This is a genomic window from Microbacterium sp. MMO-35, assembly GCF_037147555.1.
Taxonomy (GTDB): domain Bacteria; phylum Actinomycetota; class Actinomycetes; order Actinomycetales; family Microbacteriaceae; genus Microbacterium.
This window is the reverse complement of the sequence record NZ_JBBCVH010000015.1, coordinates 42,128-56,394: the sequence shown is the minus strand read 5'-3', so window position 1 is coordinate 56,394 and position 14,267 is coordinate 42,128. Positions and strand designations below refer to the sequence as shown.

At 66.8% G+C, this 14,267-nt stretch carries 19 protein-coding genes; 6 read left to right on the top strand and 13 right to left on the bottom strand.

The window, feature by feature from the left end:
• Positions 1-153: 153 nt before the first annotated feature.
• The 3 genes from WFJ01_RS18495 to WFJ01_RS18485 all read right to left on the bottom strand — a co-directional run bounded on the left by WFJ01_RS18495 (position 154) and on the right by WFJ01_RS18485 (position 1,929).
• On the bottom strand, positions 154-738 hold the full coding sequence (locus WFJ01_RS18495) for a hypothetical protein (protein WP_336629959.1): 585 nt from the start codon (positions 736-738) through the stop codon (positions 154-156).
• On the bottom strand, positions 719-1,315 hold the full coding sequence (locus WFJ01_RS18490) for a hypothetical protein (RefSeq protein WP_336629958.1): 597 nt from the start codon (positions 1,313-1,315) through the stop codon (positions 719-721). The genes WFJ01_RS18495 and WFJ01_RS18490 overlap by 20 nt, the downstream gene beginning before the upstream one ends.
• A 485-nt stretch (positions 1,316-1,800) precedes the next feature.
• Positions 1,801-1,929: a hypothetical protein gene (locus WFJ01_RS18485; protein ID WP_336629957.1), complete on the bottom strand. Its 129-nt coding sequence runs from the start codon at positions 1,927-1,929 to the stop codon at positions 1,801-1,803.
• A gap of 86 nt (positions 1,930-2,015) precedes the next feature.
• On the opposite strand from WFJ01_RS18485, the gene WFJ01_RS18480 reads away from it, so the two are divergent.
• On the top strand, positions 2,016-2,261 hold the full coding sequence (locus WFJ01_RS18480; protein WP_336629956.1) for a hypothetical protein: 246 nt from the start codon (positions 2,016-2,018) through the stop codon (positions 2,259-2,261).
• 77 nt (positions 2,262-2,338) lie between these two features.
• On the opposite strand, the gene WFJ01_RS18475 is transcribed toward WFJ01_RS18480, so the two are convergent.
• Positions 2,339-2,545, bottom strand: coding sequence for a hypothetical protein (locus WFJ01_RS18475; RefSeq protein WP_336629955.1), 207 nt, complete (start codon positions 2,543-2,545; stop codon positions 2,339-2,341).
• Complete coding sequence (locus WFJ01_RS18470; protein WP_336629954.1) at positions 2,542-3,270, bottom strand: BRO family protein; 729 nt, start codon at positions 3,268-3,270, stop codon at positions 2,542-2,544. The genes WFJ01_RS18475 and WFJ01_RS18470 overlap by 4 nt, the downstream gene beginning before the upstream one ends.
• A 264-nt stretch (positions 3,271-3,534) precedes the next feature.
• On the opposite strand from WFJ01_RS18470, the gene WFJ01_RS18465 reads away from it, so the two are divergent.
• Together WFJ01_RS18465 and WFJ01_RS18460 are read left to right on the top strand one after the other, a co-directional pair.
• Positions 3,535-3,951, top strand: coding sequence for a helix-turn-helix domain-containing protein (locus tag WFJ01_RS18465; protein ID WP_336629953.1), 417 nt, complete (start codon positions 3,535-3,537; stop codon positions 3,949-3,951).
• Positions 3,952-3,953: 2 nt separating this feature from the next.
• On the top strand, positions 3,954-4,445 hold the full coding sequence (locus tag WFJ01_RS18460) for an ImmA/IrrE family metallo-endopeptidase (RefSeq protein ID WP_336629952.1): 492 nt from the start codon (positions 3,954-3,956) through the stop codon (positions 4,443-4,445).
• A 44-nt stretch (positions 4,446-4,489) separates the two neighbouring features.
• Here WFJ01_RS18460 and WFJ01_RS18455 read toward each other — a convergent pair whose 3' ends face one another.
• From WFJ01_RS18455 to WFJ01_RS18445, 3 genes are all read right to left on the bottom strand, one after another.
• Positions 4,490-5,656, bottom strand: coding sequence for a tyrosine-type recombinase/integrase (locus WFJ01_RS18455; RefSeq protein ID WP_336629951.1), 1,167 nt, complete (start codon positions 5,654-5,656; stop codon positions 4,490-4,492).
• A 393-nt stretch (positions 5,657-6,049) separates the two neighbouring features.
• Positions 6,050-6,715 carry an organomercurial lyase gene (merB, locus tag WFJ01_RS18450; RefSeq protein WP_336629950.1) on the bottom strand — a complete coding sequence of 222 codons (666 nt, stop codon included), beginning with the start codon at positions 6,713-6,715 and terminating at the stop codon, positions 6,050-6,052.
• A 106-nt stretch (positions 6,716-6,821) separates the two neighbouring features.
• Entirely contained in the window at positions 6,822-7,325 is a 504-nt protein-coding gene (locus tag WFJ01_RS18445) for a MarR family winged helix-turn-helix transcriptional regulator (protein ID WP_336629949.1), read from the bottom strand.
• Positions 7,326-7,364: 39 nt separating this feature from the next.
• On the opposite strand from WFJ01_RS18445, the gene WFJ01_RS18440 reads away from it, so the two are divergent.
• Positions 7,365-8,318: an EamA family transporter gene (locus tag WFJ01_RS18440; protein ID WP_336629948.1), complete on the top strand. Its 954-nt coding sequence runs from the start codon at positions 7,365-7,367 to the stop codon at positions 8,316-8,318.
• On the opposite strand, the gene hutC is transcribed toward WFJ01_RS18440, so the two are convergent.
• Complete coding sequence (hutC, locus tag WFJ01_RS18435; protein WP_292886684.1) at positions 8,227-9,006, bottom strand: histidine utilization repressor; 780 nt, start codon at positions 9,004-9,006, stop codon at positions 8,227-8,229. The genes WFJ01_RS18440 and hutC overlap by 92 nt on opposite strands.
• Before the next feature lie 263 nt (positions 9,007-9,269).
• Between hutC and WFJ01_RS18430 the strand changes: the two genes are divergently transcribed.
• Complete coding sequence (locus WFJ01_RS18430; protein ID WP_374208749.1) at positions 9,270-10,730, top strand: purine-cytosine permease family protein; 1,461 nt, start codon at positions 9,270-9,272, stop codon at positions 10,728-10,730.
• Positions 10,731-10,766: 36 nt separating this feature from the next.
• Here the strand turns inward: WFJ01_RS18430 and WFJ01_RS18425 are convergent, their stop codons facing one another.
• From WFJ01_RS18425 to WFJ01_RS18410, 4 genes are all read right to left on the bottom strand, one after another.
• A complete protein-coding gene (locus WFJ01_RS18425; protein WP_251439263.1) occupies positions 10,767-11,093 on the bottom strand; it encodes a DUF7882 family protein in 327 nt (108 codons plus the stop codon).
• A gap of 8 nt (positions 11,094-11,101) precedes the next feature.
• The gene (locus tag WFJ01_RS18420; protein WP_292886689.1) at positions 11,102-11,392 is read right to left on the bottom strand and encodes a hypothetical protein; all 291 of its coding nucleotides are present in this window, start codon (positions 11,390-11,392) and stop codon (positions 11,102-11,104) included.
• Positions 11,389-12,051, bottom strand: coding sequence for a response regulator transcription factor (locus tag WFJ01_RS18415; protein ID WP_292886692.1), 663 nt, complete (start codon positions 12,049-12,051; stop codon positions 11,389-11,391). The genes WFJ01_RS18420 and WFJ01_RS18415 overlap by 4 nt, the downstream gene beginning before the upstream one ends.
• 260 nt (positions 12,052-12,311) lie before the next feature.
• The gene (locus WFJ01_RS18410; RefSeq protein ID WP_251439268.1) at positions 12,312-12,626 is read right to left on the bottom strand and encodes a hypothetical protein; all 315 of its coding nucleotides are present in this window, start codon (positions 12,624-12,626) and stop codon (positions 12,312-12,314) included.
• A gap of 229 nt (positions 12,627-12,855) precedes the next feature.
• Here WFJ01_RS18410 and WFJ01_RS18405 point away from each other — a divergent pair, with 229 nt between their 5' ends.
• On the top strand, positions 12,856-14,226 hold the full coding sequence (locus tag WFJ01_RS18405; protein WP_336629947.1) for an MFS transporter: 1,371 nt from the start codon (positions 12,856-12,858) through the stop codon (positions 14,224-14,226).
• Positions 14,227-14,267: the final 41 nt, after the last annotated feature.

Genomic DNA, 14,267 nt, shown 5'->3' with positions numbered 1-14,267 from the left:
GGGAGGGGTCGGGTGTCCCCCACAACAACCCGACCCCTCAATGTCCCCGGGAATCCCCGGCCCGGGTGAACGGCCACCACCAAGGTGACCGTCAGTGCCCCCGGCGCGATTCGAACGCGCACACTCCCGACCTAGACGCGGGGGCTGTTCGGATCACGCCGAAACGAGATCGTCGTCCGTGATCCGTGCGCAATGCCTCGGCGCGCGAGAAACCGGAAGCACACCAGCGGCACGCAACTCGGCACGTCTCGCCTTCTCAGCCCGGTTGTCGCGCTGCGACGGATGAGGATTCCCCGCAGCGACATGCGCAGGCGTCACCTCCGCCTTAGCCATGTCCAGCAGAACAACCTTCGCCGGCACCTTCAGGCCCTTGTCGTGCGCCACAGCAGTCCGCTGCATCGCCAACGGGACCGCATCACCAAGCCACCGCACCCGGTACGACTCCCCCGTCGCGCTATGCGTCAGCGTCACCGTCAGATACGCCTGCCCGTCACGGTTCTTCCCAAACTGCGGACGCACCTTCTTGTCGTTGAACGTCAGGAAACTCCCATCAGGAAGCTCGACCTTCTCGAACACCTCCCGAGCATCCATCGCAATCCGGCACTGGAAACGCAGAGCCTCCGGCGGACCATCCGGCGAATCCATGCCCTTGCGGATCGCGTCACGCTGCCACTTCGGCAACGCCTCCTGCCCCTTGATCCGAAACCGGATCTTCGCATCAAACTTCGGACTGCTCATAGTGAATCTCCCGGATCTTGTCGAGCGTGGATTGCAGAGCATCGATCAGGAACGATCGAGCCTGCGGGGACATGCGTCTTGCTTCGTTCGTGATTCCTCGCGACCACGGGCCGCGCAGGTCATTGATCAGCGATGTAGTCGCTGAATCGGTGTCAGCGCGCCTGGGCTTGGGCGCCGGCGGATCGTCGTCGACGATCTCCGCCTCGATAACGTCTTCGGGAGTGTTCTTTTGAACACTCGGCGCTGGGTCTGGATCGTTCCGCCGCGCAGTCATGAGCGAGACGCCAAGGGTGCCCGCCGTCTCTTTCTGCGTGAGACCGGCCCGCCGAAACCGCGCGATGAGCTCCGGGCGTTCAGCACGAGGTGCCGTGACGCCGTCCAGGCTCGTGTACTCGACCTGGCGCATCTCATCCCAGGACGAGTACCCCTTGATGAGCCACGTCCGGTTCTCGACCTGCCACGCCCACTCATCCCAGATCGATTCCGCGTGACGCCGGACGCGTTCAATCGATGCATCCACATCCGCCTCGGTTATCGACTCGACAAGCTCGCCAGTCGCCGTGTTGACAAGAGTCATGTGCGCTCCTTTCCCGTGCGCGCCTCGGACTGGCCCGAGGTGTACTACCTGGTTCGCGCGGCCACTAACCCTGCGGCATGGTTCGCGGACGACTAACCCCGCGCCAACACACCGCATAACCCTGCGATGCCCGGTTCCGCCAGCAATAGGCGGCCAATCGTTGAACTCCACACCCCCGAAGACCCCGGCATCACTTACCGCCCGGAACCCGCAGCCTGCAACGTCTCCCGACGATTGGCTTCTGGTGTCATGTTTCGCGCTGACGGCAACGGCGACCCGTGAGAGGCGGCATCCGACAGCTATGTAATTGAGTCGTCCCGAGGGATCGACAAGTACCGGTAGGGTCACGACGGCCCTACGCGGCGACCCGGGTTATCAGCGCCCCGAGCGGCGCTCCGGAAGGTCATGGACGAAATACGCCAGACGGACACTGCCAGCCATGAGAGTGAGGAACATGGCGAACTGGATCACCTGAAACACGGCAGTCATGACTTCGCCTTCCCGCGCGGCTTCGTGAGCGTGATCGTCACAAGCACCAGGCCGTAGAACAGCCATAGCGACGTCACGAAGGCCAGGAACGCCAGAGCTGTGAGGAGCAGATCCAGCGGAGTCATGCCCCCACCGCCTTGTTCGCGTCCCCTACGATCGGGGCAGACACCGTTGACGTTGCACTGTCACCGGAACCAACCGAAGGAGAACCATGGACAGCACGATCACCATCGACGGCGTGACCATCGCCGGTGACCTCGACACCATCAGGGAAACCTACGAGGCCATCACCAGCGCGATCCGCGAGGGAAAGACGGGTGACTACGCCGTCGGCCGACGCGAAGGCGATTACACCATCCGTACCGTCTTCTTCATCCAGCCATCCACCGCGGTCAGCACGACCCTTGCGTTCTCCCCGGTCGACGAGATTCCCGTCAGATACAAGCTGGGCGACTGAGATACGGCGCGGGCGCACGCTAATACCCTCGGCCTCAATCGCGTCGATCACTCGGCGCACAATCCACGTCAGGATGCTCATGCGGCACGCTCCGGACGCTCAGCAGGACGGGTGCGCAACCACCGCTCTCCCTCTTCCCGCATGATCAGCGGCTTCGAGTCGACGTACGAAGGTACGAGCTCACCGCGTTCGATGTGCTGACGAACCTTCTCAATCGACAGGTCGACCGCCTTCGCGAAGTTCGGGATCGAGTAGGCGAGCTTGTCGAGGACGGGAGCGGTCATGCGTGGGCCTCCTGCGTGAGAGCGATACCGAGCTTCTTTGCGATGAACGGGATGCCGGTCGGTCTGACCTTCGTCGTCTCGTACGCGAACCCGTCTCTCGATACCCCCGGGATGATCGCGAAGTGATGGGCGTACCGCTGATACGGGGCAGTACCAACCGCCATGATCACGCCGGCATCACGCAGCATCGCGTAGAGGTTGTTGCGCCCGAGTCCGAGGATCTTCGCCACCGCGTGCATCGGGTAGTAGCCGTCAGCGTCCATCCATCGGTCGAATGCCTCAACTTTGGGCGCGTCCTCGGCGGCCTTCGCTTCGAGCGCCTGCACATGCTCAACCTTCGCGGCAAGCTCCCGGAGGGCATCGGCGTACGACTGGGGAAGCGCGTGCTCGACCTCGACGGGTCGGAACTGGCCCGTGCGGCGGATCTGCGGAAGCACCTCGTGCGTGACCCACCGCTTGAAAGCCCTGGCCTCCGGCTTGTCACTGCGGAGGATGAGAGAGTACAAGCCCGCCTCGTTCACGACCGTCCGGTTCGGGTTACCCCGATTACCGTCGGGCAAAGCGACGGTAATCCGCTCATCGGCATCGAGGCGAGTGAATGCGTCTCGCTGGTTCACGATGCCAAGGACGTCAGTGATGTCCTTACCTACGAACCAAGGTTCGCCGTCGATGACGACAGTGCGAACTTTCGCCCCCGCGTAGTTGAAGATCTCGACGGCGCTCATGCGGCCACCTCCGGGAACATGTCATGCGGGGTGAAACCACGAAGGCCGCCGGCCACCAGAAGCTCACGCACCGACACGTCCCCGCTGGGACGAATCGGAGCGTCAGCTTCACGGTGGCCGGCGGCCTGTGAAGTCTGGGAGCCCTCCTGGGGGCCTCTTCTCTGGTTCATATAAGAACCGTACCAGACTCGATTAGGACTGGCAAGCACATATGAGACTCTGTGGGTCTATCTAGGCCCACCGCGGGCCTATAGGCTGGCAGTCATGCCACGACCAACCAAGAAGATCAGTAGCTTCGACGTGTGCCTAGGCGCTGTCGTCCGTTCCAAGCGGGCAAAGCTCGGGATGACCCAGGAGGCACTTTCGTCTAGCACGGGCATTCCCATGTCGAACCTGAAGCGCCGCGAAGACGGGCGAAATGAGATCACCGTCTCAGAGCTTTACCGCATCGCGGCAGCGGTGAAGGTTCCAGCCGTAAGTCTGGTCGAAGAAGCTCTGGACGACTACGGCGGTATGGACAAGCTGATCGACGAGCACGTGTCGAAGCCCGCTAACAATGTGGTCGAGCTGAATGTCCGTGGTTCCCGGGATATTGACCTGACGAAGGTTCCGCTGCATAACATACCGTTGGCAGCAAGTACGGACAACACGCCGATCGACCCGAGCCGAGGAGAGGCATAGACATGAGTACCGCAGCTGACTACTGGGAAGAGACGGAAAGAACCGAGCTCGAGATCCCTGGTAGCCGGTTCGGCTACATGTTCGGCGTCGGCGGGTTCCGGGACGGTCCCTGCGCGTACGACTACGACCCGTGGGAGCACGCAGACATGCTGGACGTGCCGATCGTGTTCCGGGACGACCTGCCCGACCCCGAGATGTTCGCGGCCTACTCAATCGAGCACCAGGCGATCTTCGTTCGCCCCAACCTGCACGCCGACGTAGAGCGCTGCAACCTCGCCCATGAGATCGTCCACTTCGAGCACAACGACGAGGGGACAACTGACTTCCAGGAGGCGCGTGCTGACCGCATCTCCGCTCGCAGGCTTGTACGCCCATGGCGTCTGGAACAGTTCTATGGCCTGACCGAGGATCCGGCCGTGGTGGCGATGGAGCTGCGCGTGACGGAGAAGGTCATGCGCACCTACATGCGGATGCGACGCAACGGCTACTGGTAAGACACCAAAATCAGAAAGGCCCCGCTCGATGAGCGGGGCCTTTGCTATGCGTCATGACCGGGTTTGGCGATGAGCGCCGACATCTGTTTCATAGCGGCGGTCAGTCGTTCGTGGTTGCCCTTCGACTTGTACGCGCGCGACATGGCCCGTGTTGAGTGGCCGACGATCTCTTGGATCAGGTCTTCGGGCACACCTGCCGTGTAGAGCAGGTCGACGGCGGCGTGGCGAAGGTCATGCAGTCGCACGTTGCGGCCCGGGAACACCGTCGCAAGGAGGGCGTTCCACGCCTTCGTATCCCTGTCCGGGTCGCGCGGCCGACCGTTCTCCGTGAACAAGAGCCCGTACTCGTTCGGTTCGGAGCGTTCGATGTGACGTTCCAGGATCGACTTGAGAGGATCCACGAGTGGAACAATCCGCCACCCGGCGTTCGACTTCGGGCGAGTCCAGTACAGGCCGCCCTTGATGTGCCGGTACTCGTAGTCAGCCGGCGCGATCGGAGTCCCGTTCTTCGCGCGTCGAAGGCGCTGCAACTGCCAGGACAGGTCCAGCATCGACCCCACACGATCGAGCTCTAGACCGATTACCTCGCCGCGGCGAGCACCCGTGAGAAGCCCCGTGGCCCACCGTGCGCCGTCATCCAGCGTGGATACATACTCAAGCAGTCGCACCGACTCCTCGGTACTCAGCACGTCAAGTGTCACCGCCGCGGCGCGTGGGGCCTTCACTAGCTTCGCCGGGTTCCGGTACAGCCGACCCTCCCGCACTGCGTCTTCGAACGACGTCGACATCACGCGGTGTGCGTTGAGCATGTACGTGGAAGACTTCCCCGCCGCGCTCATCTTGGCGTACACGCGGCGGATGCTGTCCCCGTTGATCTTGTCGAGCAAGGTAGACGGACCCAACCCGGGAACGATGTGATTCTTCACGACGGACCTGTACCCGTTGAACGTGGTGGGCCGCACTTCACGCTCTATGCGCGTCAGCCAGAGAGCGAACCACTGAGATACCTTCAGCCCGTCCGTGCTGAGGTCACCGCTTTCGAGCAGTTCGTTCTCAGCCTTCACCGCCTTACGTCGTACGGCGGCGCGGTCCTTCCCCCGAATGACCTTGCGCCGCCGCACGCGCTTCCCCTCTGGCGTCCAAGTGGGAGGCAGCTCTATGACGTACGTGTAGTAGCCGCGGCTGTCCTTCTTGAGTGCGTCGTCTCGCATGCCTGTGACCTATCTTCCGTGCGCCGACCAGAGCTGCTGATTGATGACTCCGACGTGGAGTCGGTTCGGTCTTCTACGTGACTTCCTCAGCATGTCCATCCCCCTCCGGTTGGTGGCGGCGTTGGTGTCCGCCTCATTGACTCCCCTGGGTTTCAGTGGGCCATAATTGGGACATTAGCACGCTTCTTTGCTGTATCTCAAGTCATTCTAGACCCTGATCGCTCAACTGAAAATCGAAAGGTCACCGGATCGATGCCGGTCGGAGCCACAAGGGTGATCGTTACAATCACCCCAGGAACCCTCGCGTAGCTTCTACATCGCGGGGGTTTCCGCTTTTCTCCGGTGAGGGACGGTTTCTGAGCCGCCATGCACCTGCGAGCGGGCTCCCGCCCCTCAGCTCCCCCAGAACGGGCCGGTCAGGCCGGCGCCGCGGAAGTACTCCGCCGCTTCGACGGGCTCGCGGCGGCGGTAGCCGCGCTCGAGCCGGCCGGAGTACCAGTCGGAGGCGAGGCGCCACAGCGTCTCGAGGTCGAAGACCACCCCCGGGTGGAGGGCGTTCGTGCGCAGCCACTCCTCGACGCAGCGCTCGTCGCAGAAGATCCTCTGGTTCTCGCACGCGTGCACGACGTCGTCCCACACGTGCGCGATCGGCACGAGGAAGTGCGTCACCTGATCCCCCGCCGGCGGTTCCGCGGACGAGACGTTCCAGGCGTGCGCGGTCCCGCAGTTCGGGCAGGTCGTAGCCACGAGGACGGGTGAGGCGCCGGGCACGAGGTGCGGGATCGCGAACGAGTCCCAGGCGCATCCGCCCCACCACAGCACCCGGTCGCTCTTCACGGAGAAGCCGAAGTCGCGCGTCGCGAACGGATGGGCGAGCACGATGTCGCCGCCCTCGTCCAGCACGATGTGCCGGTTCGCCGCGAGGGCCCGGAAGGCGTCCGCGGCCTCCGCGGCGGTGATCCCCTCCTCCGCCGCGATCTGCGCGCTCGTCGCGACACGCCCCTCGTCAACCAGCTGCCGGTACAGCCGGACCCGCAGTCCTTCGAGATCGATCTCCATCGACGAACCCCCTTTCGAAACCCCGCATCGACACCGGGCCACGGCCGCGGGGCCACGGGCCTGCGGGGAACTCTTCACAGTATGCGCCGCTTCCCGAGGATGCGCCTCAGACCGATCCCTCGAAGTGCGCGAGCCAGCCTGCGAGCGTCGCCTCCAGCGCCCGACGCTCGGCCGCCGGCACCATCGACAGCAGCCGCTGCTCGTTCGCGACATGGTCCGCGAAGGCGTCGTCGATCAGCCGCCGACCGGCCTCCGTGAGCGCCACGACCCTGCCCCGCGCGTCTCCGGATCCGACCCGGCGGGTCACCAGCCCCGCGCCTTCGAGGCGGTCGAGCCGCTTGGACATGCCGCCGCTCGTCACCATCGTCGATGCGGCGAGGTCGCTGGGGCTCGCCTCGAACGGCTCACCGGTGCGGCGCAGGGCGGCGAGCACGTCGAAGTCGCCCTCCGAGAGTCCGTGCGCGCGGTAGACTGCGACGAGCTCCTCGGTCAGCGCCAGGGCCAGGCGGTGCAGGCGCCCGATCGTGCCGATCGGGGTCACGTCGAGGTCGGGCCGCTCCCGTCGCCACGCCTGCTGGATCCGCGCCACCTGATCGTCGATGTCCGTCACCTCTTCACTATATCTTCCAAGGAAGCTATAGTGTCTTCCATGGAAACTAATCGGAGATGGCTCCTCATCGCGACGATCGCGCCGATCGCCTGGGGGAGCACCTACTTCGTGACCCGCGAGTGGCTGCCGGACGCCCCGGTCTGGGGCGCGGCCATCCGCGCCCTGCCCGCCGGACTCGTGCTGCTGGCACTGGTCCGCCGGCTTCCCCGGGGCTCCTGGTGGTGGAAGTCCGCAGTGCTCGGCACCCTCAACGTCGGCGCGTTCTTCGTGCTCGTCTACGCCGCGGCGCAGCTGCTGCCGACAAGCATCGCCGCGACGATCATGGCGACCTCATCGGTCGCGATCGCCCTCGCGGCATGGGCGATCCTGCGCGAGCGCCCGGGGATCCTGCGCCTGCTCGGCGCGCTCGTCGGCATCGGCGGCGTCGCGCTCATGCTGCTCGGCACCACGACCTCGGTCGACCCGCGGGGCGTGATCGCCTCCATCGCCGCGATGGCCATGTCCTCGATCGGATTCATCCTCGCCAAGCGCTGGAACGGCGAGGTCGGGATCCTCCCCTCCACGGCCTGGCAGCTCGTGTTCGGCGGTCTCGCGCTCATCCCGTTCGCGGTGCTCGTCGAGGGACCGCCCCCGGTGGTCGACGGCGCGGGGCTCGCAGCCTACGGCTACCTCACCCTGGTCGCGACCGCCCTCGCCAACGTCGCGTGGTTCGCCGCCCTGAAGCACCTGCCCTCCGGCACGGTCGGCCTCATCGGCCTGCTCAACCCGGTCACGGGCGTGCTCCTCGGCGTGCTCGTGGCAGGGGAGATCCTGGCGGGACGACAGCTCGCGGGTCTCGCGCTGGTCCTGCTCGGCATCGCCGCACCCCTCGCGCTCGACGGGGTCACGGCGCGACGGAGCGTCAGCCGCGGACGACGCGGGTCGGACGATCCCGCCCGAAGGATCCTTCGAGGCGGCTCCGGGATCCGGGCTGCACGAGACGGGCGATGCTGACCAGCCCTCCGGCGGACCAGGTCCGGCGCCGGATCTGCAGGCACGGCTCCATCGGCCCGAGCTCGAGCAGGTCGCTCTCCTCCACCGTCGGGAGGACCGCCTCGACGATGTGCTCGCCGCGCGTCATCGGAGCGACGCGGGACAGATAGTCGTTGGGCGTGATCCTGGCGAAGTCCTGATCCAGGTAGTCGGGGGCGAGCAGCGGTCCGACGATGCGGTCCTCGAGCTGGATGGGGACATCGTCCTCGTAGTGAACGATGACGGAGTGGAAGACATACTCGCCCGAGAAGTCCTCGGAGAGGTGCCGCGCGACGGGGTTCGCCTCCCGCTCCAGCAGGACGACCCTGGTGCTGTGCCGGTGGCCCCGGCCCTGCACCTCCTCGGCGATGTTCATCACGTCGAACAGCGGTGAGGTGGCCTTCACCGAGGCCACGAAGCTGCCGACGCCCATGTTGCGGAAGATCACGCCGTCGGCGGCCAGCTCGCGCAGCGCGCGGTTGATGGTCATCCGGGACAGGCCGAGAGCGGCGACGAGCTGACTCTCGGACGGGAGCTGATCCCCCTCCTGCCACTCGCCGACCTCGATGCGACTCCGGATCGCGCGCTTGATCCGCTCATACGCGGGTGCGCCGTCTCCGACGGAGGCCGCGTAGGCGCCGACGAGATCCTGGATATCGACCTGCGGCACGGGAGACCTCCTTCGTCTGTCGCTTCTCCTCCGGGGACGAGCTGCTGCTCCCCCGGATTCTACTGGCGGGTTCCTGCGTCCACCTCTTGACAGAGGCCTGTATATACCGCACTATACAACTACGGTCCCGAAGGAGAGACGGTCTTCTCGCCTCCGGCCCCGGCTGCCGCCCCCGGGCGGCCGGCCCGAGCACCATCCCTGAGAAGCACCCGGCGCGGTCATCGTCGACCCGCCCCGACGAAACCCGAGAGGATCCCCTTCCCGTGAGCGAGAACGAACCCACTCCGACCACGCAGATGCTCGCCGTCGAGACGCGCACGATCGACGTCGTGCCGGACGCCGAGCGGCACGGTTCGCCGCGCAGCCAGTTCACGCTGTGGTTCGGCGCGAACATGCAGATCACCGCGATCGTCGACGGCGCCCTCGCCGTGGTCTTCGGCGCCGACGCGCTCTGGGCCATCATCGGGCTGCTGATCGGCAACCTCGCCGGCGGCGTCGTGATGGCGCTGCACGCGGCGCAGGGACCGCGCATGGGCCTGCCCCAGATGATCTCCAGCCGGGCGCAGTTCGGCGTCCGCGGCGCCGCCGTCCCCCTGGTCCTCGTGATCCTGATGTACCTCGGGTTCGCGGCCACCGGAACCGTGCTCACCGGACAGGCGATCAACCTCATCCTCGGCGTGGACGCCCCCGCCGTCGGGATCATCGTCTTCGGAGTGCTCACCGCGATCGTCGCGATCTTCGGGTACCGCCTCATCCACGTCGTCGGCCGCATCGCGACCGTCGCGGGCATCATCGGGTTCACCTACCTGCTGATCCGCCTGTTCCTCACCTACGACGTCGCCGCGCACGTCAACCTCAAGCCCTTCGAATGGGCGACGTTCCTGCTCGCGATCTCGCTCGGCGCCGGCTGGCAGCTCACGTTCGGACCGTACGTCGCCGACTACTCCCGGTACCTGCCGCGTTCGACCAGCGAGTCCACCACGTTCTGGGCGACGTTCACCGGCAGCGTGATCGGCTCGCAGTGGTCGATGACCCTCGGCGCCCTCGTCGCCGCCGTCGCGGGCGACGCGTTCCTCGGAAACCAGGTCGGATTCATCGGCGAGCTCGCCGGCCCGGCCGCGATCGCGATCGTGCTGTACCTGGTGATCGTCTGCGGAAAGCTCGCGGTCAACACCCTGAACGCGTACGGCGGATTCATGTCCACGCTGACCACGGTGACCGCCTTCCGCGGCCGGACCCGCATCTCCACCCTCGCCCGCGCGCTGTACATCGTCGGGTTCATCCTGCTGTCGATGATCGTCGCCCTGGCCGCCAGTGCCGAGTTCCTCGCCTTCTTCCGCAACTTCGTGCTGCTCCTGCTGATGGTGTTCATCCCGTGGTCGGCGATCAACCTCGTCGACTACTACCTGATCTCGAAGGAACGGATCGACATCCCGGCGCTGTACGACGCGAAGGGACGCTACGGGGCGTGGAACTGGCCCGCCCTGGCGGTCTATGCAGCCGGGGTCGTCGTGCAGATCCCGTTCCTCGCGCAGACGCTCTACACGGGACCGATCACGGAACTGCTCGGCGGTGCCGACATCTCCTGGCTCGTGGGACTCGCGGTGACCTCGGTGCTGTACTACGTCGTCGGCAAGCGCACGAACCGCCCGCCGGCGCACATGATCTATCCGACGGACGCGCAGATGGAGGACCTCCGCATCGACGAGCACCCGCGGCCGTGAGGTTCGCCGCCTCAGGGACGGGCGTGCTGCCGCGCCTCAGGACCGCGGGGAGCAGGTGCGCGGCCCGACGTCCTCGGCGCTCAGGCGGATCCCCCCGGCCGAGTTCGCGGCGTCCGCCAGCTCCGTGAGGATCCTCCTGTCCAGCTCCGGCCCCTCCGCCTCCTCGAAGACGAACCTCAGCGGGACCGCCGGGTTGAGCCAGATCGAGCTGCGTCCCGGGGACTGATCGCCGGGATGCGCCCAGGACACGGTGAGGCTCTCGCCACGGCGCAGCTTCGTCGTGATCACGACTTTCAGGTGGGCGAGCACGCGGTCCTCGATGTGGATCGGGGATTCGGATCCGCCGTAGTAGATGGTTCCCATGGGTCCGCCTATCCGGGATCTGGGGTCGGCCGCGTCGTCGGCGGCGCGAAATGGGCGATCGGGATGGGCTTGGTGCGGCGCGGCACCAGCAGGCGAAGGTCTTCGATGACGTTCGCCGGGCTCGGGTATCGGGTGGGGAGTCCGAGATCGACCATCCAGCTGACCTCGCACTCGTCGAGCGCGACCCACCAGATGCACGCGACCACGCAGCGCTCGTCGTGCGCGTCGTAGCTGTGGTCGCTGATGCTCCACTCGTTGACGGCGACCTGCCGCAGTTCGAAGCGCTCCTCCGGCGTCATGTGCCGCTTCCGTCTTCGGGGAGCTGCGGGCCGCGCACCCGGAGCCGGTCGGGCCGGAATCCGTGCTCGACGCCCCAGAGCACCGCCTCCGTGCGCGAGCGCACGCCGATGCGGCGATAGGCGGAGCGGATGTAGGTCTTGACCGAGTTGACCGACAGATGCGTGCGATCCGCGATCTCGGCGTTCGACAGGCCCTGCGTGATCAGGGCGAGGACCTCGGCCTCCCGCACCGTGAGGCCCTCCTCGCGGCCTGGCCAGTCCCCGGCGGTGACAGCCGGCTTGCCCTGGGTGTCGACCCACACCTGAGAACCACCGGCGCAGATCTCCTGCAGAGCGGTGACGAGCTGCCGCGCGGGGATGCCCTTGGACACGTATCCGCCCGCGCCGTTCTCGATCGCGGCGCGGATCAGCCCCTCGTCGAGGACCCAGGAATAGACGACCACGCGTCCGACCCGCGGATTCGCCGCCAGGTCGTGCACGTCGGAGCGGTCGCCCTGCGTGGACGCGAAGGTGTCGTAGAGGGCGACGTCGACCTGCTGGGTAACGGGCTTGTTCAGGTCCAGCTCCACGACCTGGATCACGTCGCGATAGGCGCGCAGCATCGCGGCCAGGCCGCGCACGACCACCTCGTAGTCATTCACCAGGGCGACTCGCAGCATCGGAACTCCTCCATCGGCCGGGGGGACCGGCGATCCTGCGAGAAGTGTAGGGACCACGGGCACGGGAGAGGTCATGATTCGCGCAACCCCTTCCCTGTCGTCATCTGCTCGCACGGCAGACGTTTCCGTCGTCGGGCGATGCGTCGCCGGCGCCCTGCGCCGCGTGCGACGCCGACGCGCCCTTGCTCCGCTCCCCACGCTAACCAGCGGGCGGGACTGCCGTCTTCACCCCTAGGGGTGAAATCACGCGGCCCGCCGGGTCACGCGGATGCCGCGGCCGCGCTCTCTCCGGAGACGACCGGAGACGGATCCGGAGACCTCCGTCGATGCAGTTCCTCGAGGATCAGCGCCTCCCGACGGGTCAGGTACCGGCGCGGGCCATCACGGTCGTCCGCCGTCGCCCGGCTCCCGAGCGCGTCCTCCACCCTGCCGAGCTCGATGATGAGGTCGCGGATCGTCATCTCGCTCCACGGCCGCCCGCCCGCGCGGACGAACTCCGCTCGCGGACGCGCGATCCGGCGCGGCCCCGCCGATGCGTCCCGGCGCGACTCCGCGCCGTCCTGAAGCCCGTCCATGCGTCCGCCTCCGTCCGCTCCCCCACCTTCACGGTACGGAGCGGGCGGCGCGGTGTCTTCACCCCGAAGGGTGATATCGCATCTCCGTCGGCGCGGGCGCCTCGTCTCCGCGCGGCGTGCGCTGTGCGTTTTCGCACATCGCGTTCGCCGCAAATAGTCATTGCCGCAGTGCGGTGTTCCGTTCAGGCTGGGGAGTCGACAGCCGAACAGGACGTGCAAAGGAGCACACATGGCGTACGACACAGCATCCCCCTCCGGCCTGCGCCGAGTCGTGGCCGCCTCGATGGCGGGCACGGTCGTCGAGTGGTACGAGTTCTTCCTCTACGCGTCGGCGTCGACGCTCGTGCTCGGCGCCGTCTTCTTCCCGCCCTCGGACGACCCGTTCAGCGGCATCATCGCCGCCTTCGTCACCTACGCGATCGGCTTCATCGCCCGCCCGCTCGGGGGGCTCGTGTTCGGGCACCTCGGCGACAGGTACGGGCGCAAGAAGCTCCTGCAGGCCAGCATCCTGATCATCGGCGCCGCGACCTTCCTCATCGGCTGCCTGCCCGGCTTCGCCCAGGTCGGGTATCTCGCGCCGGTCCTGCTGGTGCTGCTCCGCTTCGCCCAGGGCTTCGCGATCGGCGGGGAATGGGGCGGCGCCGTGCTGCTCGTCGCCGAGCACAGCCCCCGCGAGCGGCGCGGATTCTGGGCGAGCTGGCCGCAGGCGGCCGTCCCGGTCGGCAACCTGCTCGCCACGCTCGTGCTCTTCGCCCTGTCCGCGACGCTGCCGCAGGACGCGTTCCTCGGGTGGGGCTGGCGGATCGCGTTCTGGCTGTCCGCCGTGATCGTGCTCATCGGCTGGTACATCCGCACCAAGGTCACCGAGGCGCCGATCTTCCTGGAGATGAAGCAGGCGCAGGAGCAGGAGGCCTCGAAGAGCTTCGGTCCGCTCGAGGTCGTGCGCCGCTACCCGCGCGGCGTGCTCGTCGCGATGGGCCTGCGCGTCGCGGAGAACATCCTCTACTACGTGGTCGTCACCTTCTCGATCGTGTACCTCACCCAGTCCGTCAAGGAGGCGACGTCGGCGACGCTGCTCATCCTCGCCGGCGCCCACGTGGTGCACTTCCTCGTGATCCCGCTGTTCGGACGACTGTCCGACCGCTGGGGCCGCAAGCCCGTCTATGCGGTCGGCGCGATCCTCGGCGCCGCGTGGGGCTTCTTCGCCTTCCCGATGATGAACACCGGCAACCCCGTCGTCATCTGGGCGGCCATCGCCCTCGGCCTCGTCTTCCATGCGGCGATGTACGCGGGGCAGCCCGCGATCATGGCGGAGATGTTCCCGACGCGGATGCGGTACTCGGGCGTCAGCCTCGGCTACCAGGTCACGTCGATCTTCGCCGGCTCGCTCGCCCCGATCATCGCGACCAGCCTGCTCGCGCAGTACGGCTCGAGCGTCCCGGTCGCGATCTACGTGGCGATCGCCTGCGCGATCACGCTCATCGCTGTGGCCGCGGCCCGCGAGACGAAGGGGGCGGATCTGCGCGCGCTCGACGCGGAGGACCGGTCGCGCCTGGCCCCCACCTCCTCTTCCTCGGAGGACGCCGTCCGGCAGCGCTGACGAAACAGCCGGCGGGGCTGTCGACGCTGCGGCGGCGACAG